Genomic DNA, 24,607 nt, shown 5'->3' with positions numbered 1-24,607 from the left:
TCATTTAGTTAAGGCTTAAATGGCTCTTTTGTAATTGATTAGCGTCTGGAATTTACCTTTCGTCCGTCTCATTTTTTTGATTCTTTTGTTATGTCTTCCTGGTCTGATCGGCTCTATGTGTTTTTGGAATGGGTTTTTTAATTCGACCAAAATTGGTCCAGGGCCATTTTCCAGGAACAACTTGACAATATTGTGCTTTAAAAATGCCCAGCTTATATTTTTGTTTATTTTATATTCATGCTCTCTTTTCTGGTTTACCATCCTTAAATAGGGCTCGCACTGCTTCTCGATAAGGCTCTGCAGGTTGTACACGAACAATCTGGCCAGATAATCCGGTCTTATACAAATTGGCCTGTGCCCACTGGACCGCTCCATCTGCAACTGGTTTTTCCGTGTTCCGTAGGCGGTCTCTATGCCCCATCGCAGACCATATAGATATTTAAAATCATCTACTGTACATCTCTGTACATCGTATGGATTGGTCAACAATACCCCTGTTCTACCTGTGCCAAGGACCGCCTTGGCCATCCGTACTTTTATCTTGTCATGTTTTGTTGGGCCATACCCGTTCTTATAGAGTGCTCTTATCGCCTGTTCTGATGGATAGAGCTCTGCCCCCGCACTGCCCATACCGCTCTTTACCAATGCTTTTGCCTCTTTATTGAAATCCAGCCTACAGCGCATCACGAAATGGCGCGGGGCCTCTTGGTCCAACCCCGCCGGCGCTTTATCTTGTCCCCATGATAACGGTAAAAAACAATCGACCGGTAACTTGTTCCAGACTTTAAAAAAAACGGGGTGCAGCTTACTGCGCTGCAAACCGAAGGCTCCTTTAGTGGCCAGTTCCGATGTCCTGCCCATATTGTCAAAAGAGCTCGTGCAGCCCAATGCTCAGACTGCGTTTTGGGATGTTGGCCACCAGACCGACCACATGGCTCAGGGCCAGGTTTCGATCCCTGCTGAAATCGGATGGGCCTGAGGCAAACAGCTCCTTGATCTCATTTTCTTTGCAAGCTATGTATAAAAATGTTTTTAATTCCTCTATTATCCTTAAATTTGTTTCTACCATTGGGCCTTCGTTTTTTTTTTGTGAATTATAAAGGAACTGGACTTTAGCTCATGACTCAATGGTTTTCTTTTGTTTATTTCTTAACTAAATGACATTGGGGTTAGGGGCGGGTTTTATATTTTTCATCTCATATACAAAATGGTAATATTAATTTACCCACCCCTAACCCCTCCCAAGAGGGGAATTAAATGACGTTTGATTGGAAATAAAAGGTTTTTACCAAATATTTCGTCTATTTTATCGAATTTTCGTAAATATTTCGTCTTCCGAACACTTATGTTTTCAAAACTGTGAGGTCTTGATTATCCTCAAAGTAGCGAGTAATTAATTTTTGTCATGTACTCAGAATCTTCTCATAAAAAATAGCTTCTGTATGAGTATGAATTTCTACAACTCATTTAATGAAAACCAGCCTTGGGTTTCAATGCCTCGGTGCTGCCTGTTTTCCATTTCGGACTGTAAAATCCATAAAACATGATATAAATATAACAGACCAATGGTACTATAAATGAGGCTTGCAAACCAATACTATCTGCCAATATCCCTTGAAATAAAGGCACTAAGGCGGCTCCTAAAATGGCCATGACCAAAAGTGATGAGCCTTGACTGGTATATTTCCCTAAACCAGCGATGGCAATTGTAAAGATGTTTGACCACATGATGGAATTAAACAGCCCTACTCCAATTAAGCACCACATAGCAAAACTGCCGCTACTGAATATGGCCAACGCAATTAAAACGATGCTTATCGAAGCAAAAAGACCTAAAGTTCTACCTGACAAACCTTTACCGATGACAAAGGCAATAAAATTAATCGCGATTATGGATAGATATGGTAATACAGTATTAAATTCCATTCCGGAAATAAAGAAAATCAATGTGAAGGACACTACAGAAAGCAACAGCATCATAGCATACTTTTTAGTTTTTTCCATGGCACTTAAAGATAGAGCGCCAGAAAATCTGCCAATCATGGTACCGCCCCAATAATAGGCAAGAAAATTTTTGGCTACGGATTCCTTCAACCCCATGATATCATCCAAACCAATAAAATTGATCAAGAAACTACCAATGGCAACCTCACCACCCACATACATAAAAATAGCCAGGGTTCCGTAGGACAGATTTTTGAACTGCAAAGCTCCTTTTCCCTTAACCACCTCATCGTCATTTACAAATTCTGGTAGTTTTATAAATTTAAAAACAACAGCCACCAACATGAAAATTGCTCCAAAAATTAAATAAGGAATTTTTACCGCTTCGCCTCCTGTTTCTCCATGGGAAAAAAAATATTCGTAAATTAAATAACCGCCAAGAATAGGTGCAATGGTTGTTCCCAAAGAATTGAATGCCTGTGACATATTTAAACGCGACGATGCCGTTTCTGGACTTCCTAAAATAGAAACATAGGGATTTGCCGCAATTTGCAACATGGTAAACCCCAGTCCTAAAATAAAAAGTGCCGCTAAAAAGAAGCCATACATTTTAAATTGAGCTGCAGGGTAAAACAGTAAACAGCCCAACCCCGCAATAACCAATCCCATAATAATACCATTTTTATAACCGATTTTATTAATGGGATCCCCAATTCGTAACGATAATAAATAATATATCAATGAACCGATAAAATAGGCTCCAAAAAAGGAGAATTGGATAAGCATGGCCTGCCAATATTTAAGCACGAATATCTCTTTAAGATACGGTATTAAAATATCGTTCATACAAGTTAAAAAACCCCACATAAAAAACAATGTGGTTAAAATAATCAAGCTCGATGTATAATTTTTGTTTTCCATAATTTACTTGGTAAATGTTGTTTGTTCCGAGGCTTCATAACCATATCGAACCGCTTTAGCTTCAACTGGTATGTTTTTATTTTGGGTTTCTATGGGATGCGTATAGATTTCCCATCGTTTTGCTCCTTTTTCCCGGTAGGCTATGCTTGCTCCCGGTGTGTCGCAGTTCAATATGAGTTTTTTATCTTCTCGTTTAAAGGTTACAGGATTGGTTTTTGGCTGAATACCCTCTGGCCATGCTTTTTCTGCTTGGTCTTTTTCATCTATTTTATACATGTCATGAATAGCATCCATCCAAGCCATCAAATCTTTTTCCATTTTATTTTTTACGGTAGCCAAAGAAGTGTCTTTTGCCAAATTATGAATCTCATAAGGGTCTTTTATAATATCGTATAATTCGTCTTCAGGTTTCGAATCTGCCAACCAAGCGGATTGTACAGCATTTAGCTTCCCTTGTTTTTTCATTTCCAAAATTTGGTGCATCAAAGGCATCCTTTCCAAAAAGGTAATTTGTTGCTGATATGGTTTTTCTGGCTCAAAATTTTTAATATACTTATAGTTTTTACTACGGATGGCACGACGAACATCATACCGATTATCCATTCTATCCCGGGCGGCATATATATATTCCCTTGGCTTTTTATGCAGTTCCGTAAGGATGCTTTTCCCTTGCATCCAATCGGGGATTTTAACCCCAGCCATTTCCAATACGGTTGGTGGTAAATCGATATAGCTATATAAATTGGAATCGTTTCCTGGTTGTTTAAAACCTTTTGGCAAATATTTAGGCGGCATGTAAATGATCAAGGGGCTTTTAATTCCAGAATCATACAGCCAACGTTTTCCCCTGGGCAAACAATCGCCATGGTCGCTCATAAAAAACAAGATGGTATTATCTTCTAAACCGTCTTCTTTCAAATCGGCGAGTACTTTTGCTATTTGCTGATCCATTCGCATGGCATTGTAATATAAGCGTTGGATGTGGTCCCGTGCCAAATCGGTATCTGGATAATACGGAGGCAAGGTAATGTCCGATAACTTAATTTTTCTTCCCAGACTATCCAATGGTGGCCTTTGTAACACATCGGGTGCCAACGTAGCTAAATCGATATGATTTTCTTTAAAAAAATTGGTCTTAGTACTATCTGGCCAAATATTAATTTCATGGGTTATTTCATAAGTGTGATAGATGAAAAACGGTCGTTTTTTATCTTCTTTTGAACGCATGCGCCAGCTAGGTGTATCTGAAATAGTGTCCCAAATAGTAAAGGGATTTCCAAATTGATAATCCAATTTTCTGTAAGTCGCTGTCCAATATCCATTTTCACGCAATAATTCTGGAAAGGCTTTAATTTCAGGCGGCGGAACAGCATTATAACTGGGTACTCCCGGCATAGGAAGAACTCCTTTTGCCTGACGCATATGCTGGGTGCCAATGGATGATGGGTAACAACCTGTTATCATGGAAGACCTGCTCGGGGCACAAACTCCAGCCACCGTGAAGGCGTTTTGATACACGATCCCTTTGTTTGCAATGGCATCTATAGCGGGCGTTAAAGCCAGCGTATCTCCAAAACAGGCAAACCGTGGACTAATATCTTCTGCCACAAACCAAATAATGTTTGGGGGTGGTAATTTTTCTGGTTCTTGAGGGTTGTGTTTATCTTTTCCACAGGAAAGACAAAGTAAAAAACTGCAAAAAAAGCATGTGCCAATTCGTAACATATATCTTATTGTATTAAAGTGAATGAAAAAGGTTTTAACATTATTTTACTTTGGAATGAGGTTTCTTTAACCAGAACATCATCCACGCCATTGGTAATATAGACATCAAGGTTTGATGAATAACTTGTTGCCTTTTTAAAATCGGGAATATCAGAAAGATTGATGGTTACTTCATTTCTACCATAATTGATAATGAGGATGCTTTTAGCAGTATCAGATTCAAATAACCAACCTCCAAACGTTGATACTTTATGGCCTCTATCATCTATTATCGAATTTGATTCTGAAAAATTTAACTGGGTTGCTTTAGTTTTTCCTTTGGAAGCCATGGCAAAAAAATGGGTGGATAAACCTCCTGCGGTTAATTGCCAAGGTTTAGACTTCACCTTTTTCCATTTAATAAAATCCAGTTGGGTGATATCGGTAAAAACTTGTGCAAATAGATTCCCTGTTATATTATGTACATTCGTTAAGGTAACTGGAGCATTTAAAAATGTATCGTAATATTTTGCCAGATACAACGCATTTGCCCAAGTACCTCGAATGGCGCTTTTATCATCCCTCATATTAAATTCCGTTGCCCAAATTTCCATACTTTCAGGAATATTTAGTTTTGTATAAGATGACGCTGCCTGTTCTGCCGTGTTTAATAAATTAGCGTAAGTTGTATCATTTTTAAGCAAACCGATTTCCCATTCTTGAATGGTTTTTAAATCATTTGATGGTGCTTTTCGTGTTGCCGTCGATGCATCGGTAAGCCCTTCGGTTCCTGCGGAAATGGCTTTTTTTTCTTGTTTACCATCAATTCCAGACGGACTATATTTATGAAACACAACAGCATCTGCATTATTGCAATATTTTAAGGCGCGTCGTGTCCAATCGGTATGTCTAGGCTTTCTTTCAAGATCCGTTCCTAAAATGGCATATTTAGCATCTGGGAAATGGGTTTTCAAGGAATCAATCCAAAATTGACAGGTACGTCCATAATCTTCAGGCGTAGGATATATGGCTGTTTCAAATGGTAAATTAAAATACAGTTCATTGCCTAACTCAATATATTTTATGGGCAACCCCAACTTTTCAGCTCTCAGTAAATTCCGAACAGAATGATCTAAATCTTTGCTCAACATATTAAGCATAAAAACAGGTGTAAAACCAAGTTTTTTCTGCCCTTTTGCAAAGTTTTCAAGCGTATATCTTTTGGTACTTTCAGTTAAACCTTGTTCAGCTACCCATTTTATCATTAAACTGTCGGGTACATTTTTATCCAGCCAACCCGTATCCCAATCCCAGTAATTCCCTAAAGACCCTGCTGGGTATCTAAAATTGGCAACTTGCAATTCATTAACGGCATTTAGCAAACTATCATTATCCCAAGGATGATCGAATTCCGTAAGATTCCCATTCACGCCAATCATATCTGGATAGATACTTCGGGTTACGCCTTTGGAAACCCCAATCAATTTATTACCACAAGAACATAATAAAAGAGTTACAACAAATAGATAACGCCACTTAATTTTAAAGACTTTCATCGGTTTCCTTTTTAAAAATCCAAAAAGGGGCGGTGACAAACCAACCTATGGTGCCTGCTAACATCCAATTTTTATAAGTAACATCATCTATAAGTCCGCCTAGAGCCAAAAAGGAAGGCGCTATAGTAAGCACCAATGCTAAATAAGACAATAATTTCAAAATAAATTTCATATTTCCGTGCTTTTTAGATTTTTAATAAATACTTTTTGTTGAATATATGCTAGTATAATATATACGATACCCGCAGTAATCCACCCTGGTAATGCCATAAAAAAATAGAAATCGGAATCAAAATAATTGTATAACCCATACGCTGTAGCCATAGCAATACCCCATGTTAAGGCTACTGATATATTAAATTTTAATTTTGCAACCTCTGCAAGATTTGAAACCAGACCTATTTTAGGGAAAAGGTAAATATCGACCAATACCACGGCACCCACAGGGGCCGCTACCAAAGCATAGAGTCCAAGAAATTGGTCTAATTTGCTAACTATTATGGGAAAACCCGCCATTACAGTTGCTGCTATTCCAATAATTACGGTAATTTTCCATCGCTTCATTTTAGGAAACAACGCTTGGATCGCTAAACCACCTCTATAAATGGTAGGATTAGCTGTTGTCCAACCTGCGGCAACCACACAAATGAGTCCTGCAATTCCAGCCCCCAAAAATGCTATTTCTCCAGGCGAGGGGTTACTGTTGCCTTGACTCAAAGCCAAAGCAATCAATATGCCAGAAGCAATCCACGCCATATAATGCCCAATAAACATTCCGAAAGCGGAAGCAAAACCATACCAAGGTTTTTTTGCATATCTGTAGATCGACATATCTGATAAGCCTATGTGCATTGCATTATTAGCTAACCATGCAAAAATCACGACATTCCAAAACGTATATTTTGTTTGTCCTTCTAATGGAATTCCCGTCCATATTTTTTCGTTGGCAATTTCCCAAAAATCACCAATACCTGTAACACCTAACTGCGGTAAAACGGCTAAGCCAGCTGCTAAAAATATAAGCGGCATCCAAGGTGCAAACAATAAAGAGAATTTAGCAACAATATCAAAACCAAACGTTGCCACAATGGCTATTACAGAACCCACAACAGCTATAATAAGCACCCAAGAAAAACTCTCGGGGTATAAACTTGTTAATCCGGGGCCTTTGACACCAAATAGAATACCAACCGCCGATGCAGACACACCTATCATGGCAGCCGCAGCAACCGAGAACAATAGCCCATTAATAAAGTTGTAAATAGATACCAGATTAAACCCGCAAATTTTTTCAAGTTGGTAGAATATGGTCAACCTTGTTTTCACAGCGGTTGGAGCACATACCAATGCCCAACTTAGGGTTGCTAAAATATTTCCCAATAACAATCCCAAAAACAAATCGGAAGCAGCAACGCCATGTACTACAAATAATGGACCGATAACAAATTCCGTTCCCGCAATATGTTCGCCTGCCACCAGCCCCACAAATTCCTTAAAACTTTTTATTGCAGATTTTGGAACAGGTTCTCTTTCGTACTCATTGACGTTTTTGGCTTCTTCTAAATTGAGCCACTTGGTTAATTGCATTGGTTTGGTGTTTTTAGAACAAATACTTTTTTAAAGCATTTGTATATTAGTTATGGTAAAGATGTATCTACAAAGCCTTTTTAAGCTTGTGATTTCAAAATACACAGTAATATTTATAAAAAAACAGGCAAATTTATCCATAATACAAAAAACAGATGATGGTAAGAATAAATCTATTTTGGATTTTCTGTTTCATAACTTCCTCCTGTTATACCCAAAAAATCGATCAAAATATGGAATTAAAAAATGAAAAGGTATGTTTTGAAATGACCTTAAATGGTTCTGCTTTTACAAAGTTTCAACTTCTTAATAAAAAAGTAAACCCTTTAGACTGGAAACTGCCAACTGCGCGATTACCGGAAACCAATATTGGTAGTTTTGATTTTCAAGGACATTTTTTATGTTTAGGTACTTGGGGCATGCCTACGGAAGGGGAAAAAAAAGCAGGGTTAAAATTTTATGGCGAAGTAAACACCGAAATTTGGAAAGTCGATGCGCCATTATCCAATGAAAATAATTCCCAAAGCATCACAACCTCCTGCAAAAGTCCCGTTGAAAAATTGGATATTGTTAGAAAAGTTGAATTATTCAACAATTCGTCTGTCATTAAAATCTCAGAAAAAATTATCAATAACCTTCCTATTGGTAGACCCTATAATATTTTGCAACATGCAACCATGGGCGGTAAATTCATCAACCAAAAAACGATTTTAAACAGTAATGCAGGGAAAGGTTTTTACCAAAATGGGCAATATACTAGAAATGGATATGATGATATTGAGTCAACAAGTTATGATTGGCCTTATGCCGTGTTGCCCGATGGAAAAACAGATCTTCGGTTATCAAACCAAGTACAGAAAAGCTTTGTATCCACACATATTTTTCCTGAATCTGAAAAGTACGGATGGGCAACGTTGACAAATGTGGAAGACCGTTTTTTAATAGGTTACGTCTGGGACACCAATGATTATCCGTGGCTCAATATTTGGCACCAGTATGAAGAAGGCGAAGTGAAAGGTCGAGCTATTGAATTTGCCACTTGTGGCATGTGGCAACCTTTTGAATATATGATGAGCAATGAGTCCCGTTTTTTTGGACACAACTCTTTTGAATTTATCGATGCTGGCGAAACAAAGCATAAGTTGTACTTCATGTTTTTGCTGCCAATTGATGCCCATTTTACTGAGGTTGAAAAGATACAGGTTAATGCCCATAGTCTTGACATTTCTATTAACTACAACGGCAAAAACAAAGTGCAGATACTAAAATTTTGATCTTTTTCGGCTGAGTACATTTATATCATTAAAATAATTACTAAAGTTGACCCCTCCGCCTATCGGCATACCGAAATAAATTCGGTACAGGCGCTCCCCTTGAAAAAAGCTACCGTGTACCCACATCTTTTAAGGAAAAAAGCTGTTTTGCCCGTAGGGCATCAAGTATTGTAGAAACAGTGGGTAACACTATTATATACTCCGTAGGAGTTATACCCAAAAACGCTATTATGAATACGGCATTTTATTTTGTTTATCCCCTACGGGGAACAGGTTGTCGGTAGATATCTATTGCTACAATACTTTAACCGCTACGCGGTAGTGTGTGGTGCTGAAAACTAAATCTATGAACGTGGGTACATTGCAGCTTGAAAAAAAGGGGAGGAATTATATAAGGAGCTTTTTCTAATAATTTGATGTTAATAAATTTGTGTCATGTACTTAATCTTTTCGTGTTTAATTTTCTAGAAGCTTTATCGCATTTTTTTTTTGGGATTTGGAATTTCTTTTTTTGGAATTTTTCACACTCAATGTTTTCTGTAATACGCTTCAAGCGTATTCCAAAAATCGGCATACATCCCATCTAAATCAATATCCGTATAAACGTGCAATGTTTTTCTGTTATTTTCGGGCGGTGCTGGTCGTTCCTCTAATGTTGCAAATTCAGGTTTTTGTATAGCAATTACCAAAGCGAGATCCCACATAACCCGTTCTTCTGCGGCATTTATCTGTGTCCATATATCGCCCAATAAAGTAGGAACTGGATGTTTCATGGCATACATCCGTTTTAAAGTTTCTGTCTTTTTGAATACGTAAGGTCTTGCCGTAGTAATGGGCATCACCGTCATTTCCAAATCCGTATTATTCAAAAGCACATCAAAAGCATTCAAATCCCTTTGAATATTAAATTCGCTTTTGTTCCAAACATTGGTCTTTTTGTCAAATCTTGCCCCTAAAAGAAAAGCGTGAATGTTTTTAGCAATGGTCGAATCGGTTTCAATAGCCGCAGCTAAATTTGTTGAAGCGCCTATAATGATTATTTTTAATTTATGCTCCGGAGATGCTTTTTTAGCTTCATTGATAATAAAATCAACCGCAGGCGATTTTGGGATTGTTGCAGAGGGATAATAGCCCCATGCAAAACCCAACTGCCTATTACAGCCTAGGGAATGTGGAATATCCAACCTTCCTAATTTTTCCAATAGTTCTTCGTTATAGGCTTGGGAAACACTTACCGTGTTAAAGTTGGTAACTCTATTACCGTTCCAAATACTATCAGTATAAATTTGCGTACTGTTGTAATGTGCGGAATTCAGTCCAATGAGGTCGGTTTTGTCATCAATGATCGCTTTCACTATCGCATAGAAGTCGTCCATTTCATTGCCCGTATCGGCATCTAAAATATAGTTGTTGTTTTGTGCCATAAGGCATCCTCCGGCAAGTATAAAAAAAATAAATCCGGTTTTTTTTAAGTTTGTTTTCATCAATTTAATTTATGTTCTAAAAACCAATTATAAATATCCTCGCCAGCATAAACTCGTGTCCAAACGTCGTGGGCCATATCAGCTTCAATAGTAAATCTAACATGAGGATGCCCCAATTTTTCCAATGCGTTGAGCCCAGAATAGAAGTATTTTAATTCAATAACATTATCTCTGCCACCGGCAAAACACCATACAGGTATTGTGCTTTTAGCTATTGGTGGCATTAAATCACTATGTCCCCAACCTACGATAGGTGCTAGGGCTGCAAATAATTTTGGATGTTTGCTAGCCATATACCAAGTGCCAAAACCACCATAGCTTAAACCTGTTAAATAAATTCTTGATGCATGGGTGCGATAATTTGTTTTAACGGTTTCCAACATTTGGAGCAAATCTTGTTCTACAGTTTCCCAACCCATAGGTGGCCCATAGGGACCATATTTATAGCCTGGATTAGTAACCATGCTACCCAGTAGAGCATCCGACTTGCTTTTAACATTTCTATTTGGGGCGCCGCTTTTTAGGCGTTTAGGGTAATCTTCCAACTTCCTTTTGTTGAAGTAAGAATCAGGAACACTATCAAAACCGTGCATATGCAACTGTGGCTGAATGATAATAAATGGCAAATCGCGTTTCTGGATCCAAGCTTCATAAAGAGGGCCATGTACCAATGTGTATTCAAGTTCATCCTTTCCATTTCCACGCTCCCCATTGCCGTGCAAAAAAAGAAGTACCGGCCATTTTTTGGTTTTGTTCGTATTATAGCTTTTGGGCAGATACACATAACAATCTCTCGAAGTATGGTCAAAACTACTCGTATAAGCAATTCGTTTTAGTTGCGGCTCGTCATTCTGTGCAGATGGCTTTAAACTGGAGCAACTTACAAGCACAAGAAAAACAAAAATGGCTGATCTGTATATTTGGTTCATTAAAATTCATTAAAAACAATAATCAAATATGGGCAACAAAAAACACTTATTTGTTCGAATTCATAAAATGAAAGTCATTAGGGGCTTCCCATTTTTACCGCACTGTATATTTTGTTACATTTAATAAGTAAAACCATTTATATGAAAAAAGCACACTATTTATTCCTCCTCTTGGTACCAATTTTCGCTTCTGGACAGAAAAAAACTGGAGATTCCATAACTTACAAAAACCCGATTATTGATGCTTACTTGGCCGATCCTTGTATTATATTGGTGGATGATACTTATTATTTATTAGCAACGGGCGAAGCGCCAGATGGCCAACAAATACCCATTTACAGTTCGAAAAACCTAACGGACTGGACATTTGAAAAAGGGGCGGTACAAAAGGGCGATTCTCTAAGCTGGAACTTCAAACATTTTTGGGCCCCGGAAGTGCATAAATATAATGATACCTATTATTTGTATTACACCGCGTCGCCTGAAGATTCACCAAGTAATTCGCAAAACAAAGTGGGTGTTGCCAGCTCAAAAAATATTTTGGGGCCTTATGAAGACCATGGGCCTTTGATACCTCATGGGTCTATTGATGGCCATCCGTTTTTAGATACAGATGGTAAGATGTACTTTTATTTTACCGTAGAGCAATTAAACAGCACAGGGTTGCCAATGGGTAAAATTTATGCCTACACGATGAAAGATCCGCTGACAATTACCGGAGAACCTATAGCCGTAATCACAAAACACCCTTGGCAAGAAGGGCCTTTTGTGATCAAAAAAGATAATGAGTATTGGATGACCTACAGTATTGGCGCTTGGAAAAACGACACCTATCACATTGTGTTGGCTAAGTCAAAGCATCCACTTGGTCCTTTTGAATTCATTGAAAAACCTTTGTTGGAATCTACAGACGTTGTAAAGGGACCTGGACACCATGCCATTTTTACGGACAAACACAATCAACAATGGATTGTTTATCATGGTTGGGACCCCAGTTTTAAAGCAAGATACCCGAGAATCGACCCGCTGTATTGGAAAAATGGGATGCTTCATTGCGATGGCCCTACATCTACAAAAACAACAATTAACTTTCCAATAAAGAAATAAATATCCACTATGAAAATAATCTGCGGAATCGATTTAGGCGGAACCAAAATTGAAGGGGCTCTCCTATCCATTAAAAATGGTAGTTTTTCAGTTGTTGAGAGATTGAGAGTGCCTACCGAAAAAGAACACGGTTACCAACATATTCTTGAACAAATAAAAAAGGTAGTTACTTTATTGGAAGAAAAAAGTGGCACAAAAATTACAACTTTAGGTATTGGAACACCGGGTACTTTAGACCCAAGTACCCAAACCTTAAAGAACAGCAATACGGTTTGCCTCAACGATCAGCCATTTAAAAAAGATTTAGAGAAAATATTAGGCATGCCCATAGAAATGGCGAATGATGCCAATTGTTTTGCCTTAGCAGAAGCCACTTTGGGTGCCGTACCCGAAAAAGTACCAAATGCGAAGGTGGTGTTCGGTATCATCATGGGAACTGGTGTTGGTGGCGGCATTGTAATTAACGGTAAAGTGCTGAACGGACGCCATGGAATTGGTGGCGAATGGGGCCATAATTTTTTACACGAATCGGGCGGGCCATGTTATTGCGGACAAACAGGCTGTGTTGAAACCATTATTTCGGGAACAGGTTTAGAAAATTTTTATGAAAGGGAAACAGGGACAAGAAAATCTTTAAAAGATATTATTTCTTTATATCAAACAGGTAAAGACCCTGTGGCGAACGCAACCATGGAAAGGTTAATAACTTATTTCGGAAAGGGGGTCGCCTCTATCATCAATGTTATCGATCCAGATGCCATTGTTATTGGTGGTGGCGTTGGCAATATTGATTTACTGTACACAGAAGGTGTGGGAAGCGTAAAAAAATACATTTTCAACAAAACATTGGAAACCCAATTTTTAAAACCCAAATTAGGAGATAGTGCGGGGGTTTTTGGTGCGGCAATGCTTGTTAATTAGAATAACCTATCATGAAAAATTATCAAAAAATAATCGAACAGGAATTTTTACAAGCGCAGAACGTGTTACAGGAATTCACGTCAAATCCTGAAAATTTTAAAGATATTGCTGTTATTGCTAAAGTGATTTCATCGGCGTTTAAAAATGGCAACAAAGTTATTTCATGCGGAAATGGTGGCTCACATTGCGATGCCATGCATTTTGCTGAAGAACTAACAGGACGCTATCGAGAAAACCGAAAAGCACTTCCTGCCATAGCCATTTCAGACCCCAGTCATTTATCATGTGTAGGCAATGATTTTGGCTTTGAATTTGTATTTTCAAGGTTTATTGAAGCTTTAGGGAATTCGGGCGATGTGGTTTTAGGCATTAGTACCAGCGGTAATTCCGTAAATATTTTGAATGCCTTTGAAACTGCCAAAAAAAAGAATATGACTACCGTTTTATTAACAGGTAAAGACGGTAAAAAATTAGCGGCCGTTGCCGACTATAAAATTTGTGTACCGCATGAAGGGTTCGCAGATCGGATTCAAGAAGTTCATATCAAAATCATTCATAGTCTTATTTTAACTATTGAATCGATGGTGCAATAATTGAATCATTCCTTTTAATAAGTTCTCGCCTTGGTGGGCTTTGCTGAATTAAATTCAGTATTCCAATAGATGGGAATTCCTCCCCTTTTTTCAAGGGGAGGTGCCGATAGGCGGAGGGGTTTAAAAATTAGAATCTATTATATAATATGAAATATAATTGTCAAGTATCGAAACAGAAATCTCTAAAAAAAAATTTATGAAAACGTATTCACCCAAAATAAAACCTTATAAAATTTCAGCCTTCATCTTAGCCATATTTTCTATGCTGACTTTGAACGCACAGAACAATTTAAAGATTATTGATCTTGGGAAAAATTATATGCTCCCACAGGACAAATTAGTAAAAGGGCTCTATTACTCTATACCTAGCGAGGAAGTTAACCATGGCAACACCAGCATTAGAAACACCGATGAAGAAAATTTATCTTGGAAAGGGAGCCCGAGCAGTAATGGTTATGGTTATTTTGAAAGGAACCGGGATATGGGACAGGTTTTTAATGTTCCGAAAGGAAAAAACATAAAAATTGATGCGTTGGTGCTTCGAACCTCCAAAGGAAGTAACGCTTTTATGGAAGGTGCTTCAGGTGCCGAAATCTATGTCATTTTTTATGAGGTAAAATCCTCTGAAAAACATCCATTGGCCATCAATGAAAATGGCACCTATAAAGGAGATTTGGCTACCCACGGATTTGACCATCAATTTAATAGATGTGATGACTTTGTTGAAGGCGACCAATACAGGGTTCTGCATAGAATTTCAGGGGGCATTTGTCCAAAAATCACTCCCACAACCCAAACAGCATATCCAAGAGACAACAAGCCTTATGGGGAACAGGAAGGACATCTTCGGTATTTGAAATTCGATTTTTTAAATGATGCTGAAATTGAATTGAAAGGTGGTAAAAGATATGCTTTTATGGTAGGATTTACCCAATCGGGAAAAGACAGAGGCATCGCCTGGTCCATTAGTACTAACGTACACGCCAAAGAACCCGCAGAATTTGTACGGGACGAAAATGGCGAAATACGTTGGGGAATTAGAAGAGAAGGCAATGGCACATTACCACCTACCATGATTGAACATGCGATGCCACCCACAGACCCAAAAGCATACCATAAATTAGTTACCGAATCTATGTTTCCAGAAAACCATTACGAAACATTAACACCCACCACCAATGGATATCCGGATGTGGACACCTACCGGACCATGGAATTTTATTTGGAATTGAAATAGAATTGGAAGGATAAGTTCGTGTTAAATTCCCATCCAGAAGTTTTTTAAAACGTTTTATATATAAAGATAATTCAAATAAATACCTACAAGGTTTTTAAACCTTGCAGGATAAATCAATAATATATTTGTAACCTTCCTTGACTGGGTTCTGCTTCCAAAACTTTTTCCCATGGCACCACGCCTACTCTATCTGCCCATTGTTGCCACTGTGCTTTCATAGTGTTCAGCTTTTCGGGGTTGTTTTTCGCTAAATTGTTCAATTCGGTGGGGTCTTGGGACAAATCGAACAATTCATCCATCTCTTCGGGATATGCGTTTACCCATTTCCACTGCCCTATCCTAGCCGCTTTATTGCCTTCATGTTCCCAAAATAAATCTTTGTGGGGCTGCCTTACTTCATTTTTAAATACTGGCACTAACGATAAACCTTCGGTGGGCGTTATATCGTGTCCGTTATATGTTTTTGGATATTCTGCTTTCGCCAAGTCTGCAACGGTACTCATAATATCCATAATATGTGCAGGTTGGTTATCAATTCTTGCTTTTTTAATCATGTTGGGGTAGTGCACAATAAATGGCGTGCGGATACCGCCCTCATGTCCCCAATGTTTAAACATTCTAAACGGGGTATTGCTTACATTGGCCCAAGGTAATTTGTAGCATCCAAAAGAATTGGGTTCGCCTAAAGGTGCTGTTAAGTCTGGGTTGGTATAATCTTCCCGAGTGCCTCCGTTATCCGATAAAAACATAATCACGGTATTATCATACTGGTTTAAAGCCTTCAACTTTTCCACCAACCTACCAATACCTTGATCCATACAATCAATTTGTGCTGCATAAATGGACATGCGCAAGTCGAAATCATCTTTTTCAGCATCACTTAAGGTATCCCAATTAGGTGATTTCCCATCAATGGGAGATAGTTTATAGCTGTCTGGAAGAATCCCTTCCGCTTTCATTTTGGCAAAACGTTCTTCACGTAATTCTTCAAACGCACGTTTATACTTACCTCTATATTTTGCAATATCTTCTGCTTTTGCCTGAAGTGGAAAGTGTGGTGCCACATGTGCCAGATAAAGGAAAAACGGTTTCTCATCCTGACTCATTACCTCAACAAATTTTTCTGCATGATCATTGATGGCATCGGTGGAATAAAAACCACGCTCCGGAGTAAATGGCGTTTCTCCATCAACAATAATTTGGTCGCCAGCAAACGGATAAAAATAAGCACCACCGTGGTGTGGAAAACCATAAAATTTATCAAAGCCTTTTTTGGTGGGCCAATACCCTTCATCATTACCTACATGCTATTTTCCGGACATGGCGGTATTATAACCATTTTGTTTTAAAAGTTGCGCTATGGTAATCGCATTATCTGGCAAATGCCCACCATATCCTGGCAGCTTACAATCTTCCTGCATAAAACCCATATTGGCTTGATGTGGATATAAACCTGTTAACAGAGATGCTCTGGAGGGACAACAACGCGACGCATTATAAAACTGTGTCATTCGTAAACCGTTTTGAGCCAATTCATCCAAAGCGGGGGTTTTTATTTCTGAACCATAACAACCCAAATCTGAATACCCCATATCATCTGCTAAAATGAGGATGACATTGGGTCGTTTTTCAGCTAATTTCTCATGTTTTTCTTTTGATTTATTATTACAGGAAATTTGGCACATTATTAAAATAGCCAACCATACATTTAAATTGATGGATATAAAACTCTGTTTTTTAAAATTGAATAACTGCATGCTGAATATTATTGGTTTGTTTGAAATACAAATCTACTGGTAATGAGAAATTAGAACTCCTTAATTCTAAAATCAAAGAAATTTTAAAAATAAAAATCCGAGATTTATCCTAATATTTTATTAGGACTCTTTTATATTGATAAAGTAATCCCAAAGAATTGTAAAACACAAAAATCATAATATGTCGAAATTTGAAGATCTTGCAAACTATCATGAATTGGTATCAGACCTTTTTAAACTCCCAAAGAATGAAGATGAATGGGAGCAATATAAACTATCGGACGAGCAAGTGGCCTATTACAATGAGTACGGTCATTTATCTGGCATTAAATTATTGGAAGATTGGCAAATAGAGCGATTGAAAAATGAATTGTCTGAAATAATTGATCCGAAACATCCTGCACACCGCTTGTTTTATGAATATTTTAGTAATGAATCCTCCGACCCTGATTCTGTATTGTTTCATTCCTTAGGGCATTGGCGAATTGGCGAAGGGTTTCACGATATCTTATTCAATCCTGCATTTACAATGGCTTGCAGCCAATTATTAGGCAATAAACCGGTGCGTTTTTGGCATGATCAGTTATTTTGCAAACCAGCTTTTAATGGCGGCGTGGTCGCTTGGCACCAAGACTATTCGTATTGGACACGAACAACCGCAATGCAACATTTAACGTGTTGGACAGGTTTGGACGATGCCACCACACAAAACGGTTGTTTATATTATGTTCCTAAAAGTCACCGTTGGGGTTTGCTTGATAAACCCGAATTAGCGGGAAATATGGATGGCATCATGGAGTTTCTTTCCGAAGAACAAAAAGCAGAATTTAAACCCATCCCCATCGAACTAAAAAAAGGATATGCCAGTTTCCACCATCCTTTAATGGTACACGGCTCTTTTGAAAACAAGTCCGAATTTGCCAGACGCGCTTTTGTATTAAATGTTTTTGCAGATGGCACCGTTAGCAACACGAATGAAGAACTACTAAGGGGCGTACCAATTATTAAAAAAGGAGAGAAAATGAGCGGAAAATTCTTCCCACTTCTTTTCGAATGATAAAGGACATTTTTTTAAATTGAACTCATCTTGACTTTCTGTTCTTAACCAAAACGTAAAATCTATAAACGGAGATTTTCAATCTTTGCTAGGTGTGCTTTTCATTAACTTTTTCAATAGCATAAAAAGTTCAAATAAGTTATTATGTTTTCTACTTTCCTATTATTTGAGAATATTTAACAATCCAAAAAAAAATCTCCTTATTTAAAAATCAGAACCAATTTCAACTTAAAGGATTACAATTTTCAAGGCGTAATTGCTACATTTAGCCCAAACTAAACTATCTCTTTATGAAACCCTTTTTTTTATTTATTTCATTCTCGCTAGCACTCTTGTCTTGTTCTGAAAAAAAAACAGAATCTGGCAAAATATTTCACATGCTAGATGCCAAGGAAACTGGTATAGATTTTTCAAATAACTTAACGGAAAACGATTCTCTAAACTATTTTACTTACGGCTATATTTATATGGGAGGCGGCATTGCAACTGGCGATATTAATAATGATGGGCTTCAAGACATCTATTTTACGGGCAATATGGTTCAAAACAAATTGTACTTAAATAAAGGAAATTTACAATTCGAGGATATTACAGACAAAGCAGGTGTTTTTGGGGACGACCGTTGGTACACGGGGGTTACCATGGCCGATGTAAATGGCGACGGTTTTATGGACATCTACTGCTCGGTAGGCGGTAAATTTGGAAATAAACACAACGAACTTTATATTAACAATGGCGACTTGACCTTTACCGAAAGTGCTGCTAAATATGGTATTGATGATATTGGAAATTCGGTCCAAGCTACTTTTTTCGATTATGATCTGGATGGGGATTTAGACTTATATGTAGCCAATTATCCGCCCACTAAATTCAACGCCTTACAAAGTTATTATCAGTACAAAATGCATAATCCATCTGATGTAGAAACAGACAAACTGTTTAGAAACGACGGAGGCACTTTTACCAATGTAACCGATGCGGCAGGCTTGCGTTCTTTTGGATTAACTTTAAGTGCTACCGTAGGGGATTTAAACAATGATGGATGGCCAGATCTATATGTTTCAAATGATTTTAGTTCTCCCGACTTTTTTTACATAAACAATAAAAATGGCACCTTTTCAGAGCATGTAAAGGAGGCCACCAAACAAACGGCATTTTATGGTATGGGCGTTGATATTGCCGATTTTAACAACGACCAATTATTGGATATTTTACAAGTGGATATGATGGCGAAAGATAATCGTCGCCAAAAAGCAAATATGGCAAGCATGAACCCAAATTTATTTTGGAATACCGTTGATGCTGGGTTTCACTACCAATACATGCAAAATGAGCTGCAAATGAACAACGGAAACTTACTTGATTCAGTTCCTGTTTTCAGCAATGTATCGCGAATAGCAGGTGTTTCAAATACGGATTGGAGCTGGGGACCTCTCTTTGCAGATTTAGATAATGACGGATGGAAAGATATTTTTATATCCAATGGTACACGACGGGAAATAAATAACCAAGATTATTTTAAAAAAGTAAATAAAGAGGCTTTAAATGAAAATCCGAAAAATTCCTTAGAGAAAAGCTTAGCCATTCCATCAGAAAAAATAGACAATTTTGTATTCAAAAATAATGGGGATTTAACCTTTAAAAAGGTAAATGAAGACTGGGGTTTAACAGATAAAGGATTTTCTAACGGATGTGTATATGTAGATTTGGATAATGATGGTGACCTTGAAATTATCACGAATAATATTGATGACACAGCTTCTGTTTTCGAAAATAAATCTTCCGATAAAAATAATTTTATCACGCTTAATTTTAAAGGCCCAGATAAAAACAAATTTGGATTGGGCGTTAAAGCTTTCGTTTCCACTCAAGGAAACACACAATTTCAAGAAATGACGCTTACCAGGGGGTTTCAATCCTCAGTTTCACCACAACTTCACTTTGGAATTGGACAAGCTTCTATTGTTGATAGCCTGAAAATAATTTGGCCAGGTGGAAAAATACAGAAACTAAAAAATGTATCTAAAAACCAGTTTTTAGATGTTAATTATGCAAATGCCAAAGAAGTTTCTACAAAACTAAATCCATCTAAAACTATTTTTAAAACCGAGAAAGATGCGTCATTAATTGTACAACATAAACATCAAGAAAATGTGTTTGATGATTTTGAATATGAAGTATTGCTTCCCCATAAAACATCCAATTTCGGGCCAGGACTGGCTGTAGGTGATTTAAATGGGGATGGTCTGGACGATTTTATTGTAGGAGGCGCAAGCCAATTTGAAGCAGGGGTTTATTTCCAATCTGAAAAAGGATTTATAAAACAACAAATTGAAGATTTTGCTAAAGATAAATTTTCTGAAGATTTAGGTGCGCTTATTTTTGATGCCGATGGCGATGGCCTCAACGATATTTATATGGTAAGCGGCGGCAATGAGTTTGCCCCTGAATCTAAAAATTTGCAAGATCGTTTTTACCACAATGAGGGACATGGCACGTTTAAAAAAATGGAATCTGCCCTGCCAAAAATGATTACCAGTGGCTCTAGAGTGTATCCTTTTGATTTTGATAAAGATGGCGATATGGATTTATTTGTAGGCGGCAGATTGGTACCTGGAAACTACCCCATGCCAGCTAATAGCTATATTTTAGAAAATGTGAGCACTAAAGGCCATCCAAAGTTTAACAACATTACCCAAGAGGTTGCTCCTGAACTACAAAACTTAGGGCTTGTTACCAGTGCTATTTGGACAGATTATGATAACGACGGTGCTACCGATTTAATTGTTGTGGGTGAATGGATGCCCATTACCGTATTTAAAAACACTAAAGGGCATTTTAAAAACGTAACCTCTACCTTAAATCTTGGTGACACTGCTGGTTGGTGGTTTAGCATCCAACAAGGCGATTTTGATAATGATGGCGATATGGATTATGTGGTTGGAAATTTGGGGACCAATTACAAATACCAAGCTACTAAAGAGGAAACTTTTGATATTTATGTTAATGATTTTGACAAAAACAATAAAAAAGACATTGTATTAAGCTATTATAATGATGGCAAAAAGTTTCCTGTGCGTGGTCGTTCATGCTCTTCACAACAAATACCCGCGATCACGAAAAAATTCAAGAATTACGAAACTTTTTCCAAGGCGGATCTGGTAGATGTTTACACAGAAAAGGAACTTGAAAATTCTTTACATTATCAGGCTAAAACTTTCGTTAGCATTTACCTTGAAAATAATAACGGAAAATTCATAGTCCATAACCTGCCCAACTTAGCCCAAATTGCTAGTATCAATCAGATTTTAGTTAAGGATTTTGATGGCGATTCAAATTTAGACATCGTTATTGCTGGAAATTTATATGCCTCTGAAGTTGAAACACCCCGAAACGATGCGGGCAATGGTTTATTTTTAAAAGGCGATGGGAAAGGTCATTTATCGGCAGTCACAAACCGGGAAAGTGGTTTATTTATTCCAGGTGATGTAAAGGATTTGGGCGAAATAACGATTAAGGGAAAACACTATATTATTGCCGTAAAAAATAACGATTACATTCAGTTTGTGAAGGTTATGTGAGGATGATGGAGGATTTAAGAAAATGAGTTAATGAGTTATTAACCTGAGTTCGATATAAGCAAGAATCAAAATAACTGAATATCAATCACATTCGTCATTGAGAGGCAACAGATAAAAAAAATTATCAAGCGATATTGTTGACAATTAAATTGAATTTGAAACTGAAAATTTGAAAATATGGATGGTCCCCTTGAGGGGACTTTAGGGTGTTTTTAAAATTTGAGTGATATTTAAATACTTTAAAATCAAATATTTAAAATCATTGTTGTCCGGTTAGTAACTATTCAGCCGAGTGAAAATTGGAGTGGGCGCTTGCCTTAGGGGCGCTAGCCCTGTAGTTTTAGTAGTAACAAAATGAGCCATGATGATGGATTAGGGGCTTTGGCCCTGACATCTTTGATAAAATAATTGTGTACGTGTTTGCCAATGTTTATTAAATTTCAGGGCTATATCTTTTTTGTTCATTATCGTATCATTTTATGGAGATAACAGGGCTACGCCCCTTTTTATTTAATTAACGTTTGTATCTACGATGATTTTAGGGCTAACGCCCCTAATATTGTCTTATAAATCGTAATGGGTTTTAATCTTTTCAACACTTGATTTGCATAATAAGTTAAAATACTTGTCAATGGCAGTCATTCAGGGATTGAGAAGTCAATAGAATAACCCAATTGCTTTTTAAGGAAGTTTGATTTTATGCAGTTCTCGAAGTCGGGAGACTTTGCGAAGCAAGTTCATTACAAAGTATGTTTCATTTCAGAGCATGCGCTCTATCGAAACATTTTTAACTTCTTGGTAATCACTATTGGTTTCGACAAGCTCAACCTGAGAAATAAAATACAATAGGCTTTATAGACAGTCTCCCTATTATGTGCAAAACCAATTATATTTTGTTCAGAAGCAGAACTTTGTTGAAGTTCAATTACTGCTCGAGATACTCAAAATAATCATAATCGGCAGTTTTACTTTTGAATTGCATGTCTGTTGTCAAAATACCAACCATCGCACCTGTAAAGCCCCATTTGCCATTATGGAGATCGGATAATTCCGAAGCGTCCAAAACGGGGCCAATGGGTATCCAATCCTTTCCGTTCCTGGAGTAATAAAACTGCAAGTTACTGTATTCTACCTTAACTTTTAGGCACACTTTTTTCAACCCTTCAATAGATACAGGACTGCCTTCCAAAGTGCGTCCCCAAGACGGGCCATCAACATGCAGTATACTTAAAACCTTCCCTAAAGAATCGTGCTTGGAAACATTTAGATAGAAAAAATTATGCTCATCATAATAACAGGTCAATCCAGCCATGTGCATGATATTTTCGGGTTCAAATTCCACAGCAGTCTCTGCGGTATATTCAAAACTCTGCACTTTTCTGGCCAGAATACTTGTTTCGTATTTGCCCAAAGGCGACTGTCTTCCGCGCATTCTCAAATAGCCCGATCTTTCCTTTAAGCTCAACCAATGGTCGTTAAATGGCGTTCTTAAGGTCAAATAAAAAGGCTGAAGCGTATCACCATCAAATTCGTCGCGCATAGAACGTTCTGGGTTTTGGTAAACAACTTCTTCGATATCGGGAGCCTGCACTTTCTCTAAAGGCGCATTGGATCCATTGCTTAACTGAAACCATCCATCTTTGGTCCACTTTATTTTTTGGATAGAAGATTCCCTTCCCAAAGGACATTTTCGCTTATCGGGCAAGGTTCTTGCTGCGAGATGGCTTACATACCATTCGCCGGTTTGGGTTTCTATTAAATTCCCATGTCCCGCTTTTTGCAATAGTTGCTTTGGTTTATCTCTCGAAGTAATGATAGGATTATAAGGCGATTGCTCAAACGGTCCCCAAATATTTTTTGCTCTGGATGAATTCATATAATGGTCAAAACGGGTGCCGCCTTCGGCCGTTATTAAATGGTAATAGGCATCTTTTTTTAATAAATGAGGCCCTTCGGAAATCGAACCTATATAAATAATCTTGCCTTCTCCAATAAATTTTTTATGCGCTAAATCAAATTCTTGGAGATAGATTTGCTGATTGCCTTGATCTTCTCTGGGCAGATAATCAAATTGTGTATATACGATGTATGTTTTTCCATCGTCATCATGAAACAAGGAAGGATCGATTCCAGAGGAATGCAGAAGTACGGGGTCTGACCAGCCTTTTCTGATATCGCTTGTGGTCACCAAATAATTATCAGCATCTGGGAATGGCCAACCGCTTTCACGAAAAATGGTGTACAGCAAATAAAATGTTCCATCGTGATAACTTATTTGTGGTGCATAAATACCCGCATTTCCAGGAATTCCTGTAAGATCAAGTTGTTCCTTTCGGGTAAGTGCATAATTGAGGAAATGCCAGTTCACCAAATCTTTGGAATGATATACTGCAATCCCAGGCCACCATTGAAACGTGGAGGTTACCATAAAATAGTCTTCGCCAACACGTAACAAACTGGGATCCGGATTAAACCCTTTTAATACGGGGTTATTGATAGAATCGGTTCTCGCAGGTTTGGTTTCCAGTATAACGCCATAGGAATTGTTTACGGAGTCTGGAACTTTTGTTGACTGAATCGTTTGCTCATGATTTTTCTTTTTACAACCAAGGGCGTTTAACAAAAAAATACACCATAAAATCATTATTGCTAACGATTTTATGGTGCATTTTAGCTTTTCTGTAATTGGTGTCGTCATATGGAATGCAGTATTGAATGATTATAAAATAGATTCTAAAAGCTTATGTATTAAATCATTGTTGTCCGACAAAAATGTTATAGACAGTCATTAGTTCTACTTTTAGGGCGCTTTGCTCTATTATTAGACTTTCAGTCAAATTTTAAAATTCCAATAAAAATTTAGGGTATATAAAAATTTGTAACTAATCAGTTTTCAAACTGAAATTCATTTTTAGCGATAAGTTTCAACGCTTCTGATACGTTCATTCCATTTTT

Annotated in this window: 17 protein-coding genes and 1 pseudogene; 7 read left to right on the top strand and 11 right to left on the bottom strand. The window is 37.6% G+C overall.

Features of this window, described 5'->3' with window-relative positions; genetic code table 11:
* Positions 1 to 15 precede the first annotated feature (15 nt).
* The 7 genes from ACU1LP_RS09675 to ACU1LP_RS09645 form a co-directional block, all read right to left on the bottom strand.
* Positions 16 to 861, bottom strand: a complete 846-nt coding sequence (locus ACU1LP_RS09675) for a hypothetical protein (protein WP_445736163.1) — start codon at positions 859 to 861, stop codon at positions 16 to 18.
* A 4-nt stretch (positions 862 to 865) separates the two neighbouring features.
* Positions 866 to 1,069 carry a hypothetical protein gene (locus ACU1LP_RS09670; protein ID WP_445733528.1) on the bottom strand — a complete coding sequence of 68 codons (204 nt, stop codon included), beginning with the start codon at positions 1,067 to 1,069 and terminating at the stop codon, positions 866 to 868.
* A gap of 398 nt (positions 1,070 to 1,467) precedes the next feature.
* Positions 1,468 to 2,865 carry a sugar MFS transporter gene (locus ACU1LP_RS09665; RefSeq protein WP_445733527.1) on the bottom strand — a complete coding sequence of 466 codons (1,398 nt, stop codon included), beginning with the start codon at positions 2,863 to 2,865 and terminating at the stop codon, positions 1,468 to 1,470.
* 3 nt (positions 2,866 to 2,868) lie between these two features.
* On the bottom strand, positions 2,869 to 4,590 hold the full coding sequence (locus ACU1LP_RS09660; protein WP_445733526.1) for a sulfatase family protein: 1,722 nt from the start codon (positions 4,588 to 4,590) through the stop codon (positions 2,869 to 2,871).
* A gap of 5 nt (positions 4,591 to 4,595) precedes the next feature.
* On the bottom strand, positions 4,596 to 6,125 hold the full coding sequence (locus ACU1LP_RS09655) for a hypothetical protein (protein ID WP_445733525.1): 1,530 nt from the start codon (positions 6,123 to 6,125) through the stop codon (positions 4,596 to 4,598).
* The gene (locus tag ACU1LP_RS09650) at positions 6,112 to 6,297 is read right to left on the bottom strand and encodes a hypothetical protein (RefSeq protein ID WP_445733524.1); all 186 of its coding nucleotides are present in this window, start codon (positions 6,295 to 6,297) and stop codon (positions 6,112 to 6,114) included. The genes ACU1LP_RS09655 and ACU1LP_RS09650 overlap by 14 nt, the downstream gene beginning before the upstream one ends.
* Entirely contained in the window at positions 6,294 to 7,712 is a 1,419-nt protein-coding gene (locus ACU1LP_RS09645; RefSeq protein WP_445733523.1) for a purine-cytosine permease family protein, read from the bottom strand. Before ACU1LP_RS09645 ends, ACU1LP_RS09650 begins: the two co-directional genes overlap by 4 nt.
* A gap of 233 nt (positions 7,713 to 7,945) precedes the next feature.
* On the opposite strand from ACU1LP_RS09645, the gene ACU1LP_RS09640 reads away from it, so the two are divergent.
* Positions 7,946 to 8,986, top strand: a complete 1,041-nt coding sequence (locus ACU1LP_RS09640) for a hypothetical protein (protein WP_445733522.1) — start codon at positions 7,946 to 7,948, stop codon at positions 8,984 to 8,986.
* Positions 8,987 to 9,513: 527 nt separating this feature from the next.
* Here ACU1LP_RS09640 and ACU1LP_RS09635 read toward each other — a convergent pair.
* Together ACU1LP_RS09635 and ACU1LP_RS09630 are read right to left on the bottom strand one after the other, a co-directional pair.
* On the bottom strand, positions 9,514 to 10,470 hold the full coding sequence (locus ACU1LP_RS09635; protein WP_445736162.1) for a nucleoside hydrolase: 957 nt from the start codon (positions 10,468 to 10,470) through the stop codon (positions 9,514 to 9,516).
* A complete protein-coding gene (locus tag ACU1LP_RS09630) occupies positions 10,470 to 11,399 on the bottom strand; it encodes a carboxylesterase family protein (RefSeq protein ID WP_445733519.1) in 930 nt (309 codons plus the stop codon). The genes ACU1LP_RS09635 and ACU1LP_RS09630 overlap by 1 nt, the downstream gene beginning before the upstream one ends.
* A 141-nt stretch (positions 11,400 to 11,540) precedes the next feature.
* On the opposite strand from ACU1LP_RS09630, the gene ACU1LP_RS09625 reads away from it, so the two are divergent.
* From ACU1LP_RS09625 to ACU1LP_RS09610, 4 genes are all read left to right on the top strand, one after another.
* Complete coding sequence (locus tag ACU1LP_RS09625) at positions 11,541 to 12,506, top strand: glycoside hydrolase family 43 protein (RefSeq protein WP_445733518.1); 966 nt, start codon at positions 11,541 to 11,543, stop codon at positions 12,504 to 12,506.
* A 9-nt stretch (positions 12,507 to 12,515) separates the two neighbouring features.
* Positions 12,516 to 13,427 carry an ROK family protein gene (locus tag ACU1LP_RS09620; RefSeq protein WP_445733517.1) on the top strand — a complete coding sequence of 304 codons (912 nt, stop codon included), beginning with the start codon at positions 12,516 to 12,518 and terminating at the stop codon, positions 13,425 to 13,427.
* An 11-nt stretch (positions 13,428 to 13,438) separates the two neighbouring features.
* Complete coding sequence (lpcA, locus tag ACU1LP_RS09615) at positions 13,439 to 14,020, top strand: D-sedoheptulose 7-phosphate isomerase (protein ID WP_445733516.1); 582 nt, start codon at positions 13,439 to 13,441, stop codon at positions 14,018 to 14,020.
* Between the two features lie 196 nt (positions 14,021 to 14,216).
* Positions 14,217 to 15,257 (top strand): hypothetical protein, encoded by a 1,041-nt coding sequence (locus tag ACU1LP_RS09610; RefSeq protein WP_445733515.1) that lies wholly within the window; start codon positions 14,217 to 14,219, stop codon positions 15,255 to 15,257.
* Between the two features lie 113 nt (positions 15,258 to 15,370).
* On the opposite strand, the pseudogene ACU1LP_RS09605 reads toward ACU1LP_RS09610, so the two are convergent.
* Positions 15,371 to 16,849: pseudogene (locus tag ACU1LP_RS09605) on the bottom strand (arylsulfatase).
* Positions 16,850 to 17,195: 346 nt separating this feature from the next.
* Between ACU1LP_RS09605 and ACU1LP_RS09600 the strand changes: the two are divergent.
* Both ACU1LP_RS09600 and ACU1LP_RS09595 read left to right on the top strand, forming a co-directional pair.
* The gene (locus tag ACU1LP_RS09600) at positions 17,196 to 18,071 is read left to right on the top strand and encodes a phytanoyl-CoA dioxygenase family protein (protein ID WP_445736161.1); all 876 of its coding nucleotides are present in this window, start codon (positions 17,196 to 17,198) and stop codon (positions 18,069 to 18,071) included.
* Between the two features lie 290 nt (positions 18,072 to 18,361).
* Positions 18,362 to 21,652 (top strand): FG-GAP-like repeat-containing protein, encoded by a 3,291-nt coding sequence (locus tag ACU1LP_RS09595; protein ID WP_445736160.1) that lies wholly within the window; start codon positions 18,362 to 18,364, stop codon positions 21,650 to 21,652.
* A gap of 925 nt (positions 21,653 to 22,577) precedes the next feature.
* On the opposite strand, the gene ACU1LP_RS09590 is transcribed toward ACU1LP_RS09595, so the two are convergent.
* Positions 22,578 to 24,350: a family 43 glycosylhydrolase gene (locus tag ACU1LP_RS09590; RefSeq protein WP_445736159.1), complete on the bottom strand. Its 1,773-nt coding sequence runs from the start codon at positions 24,348 to 24,350 to the stop codon at positions 22,578 to 22,580.
* Positions 24,351 to 24,607 lie beyond the last annotated feature (257 nt).

It is taken from the genome of Mariniflexile sp., from assembly GCF_052728615.1.
This window is presented reverse-complemented; position numbering and strand designations above follow the sequence as displayed.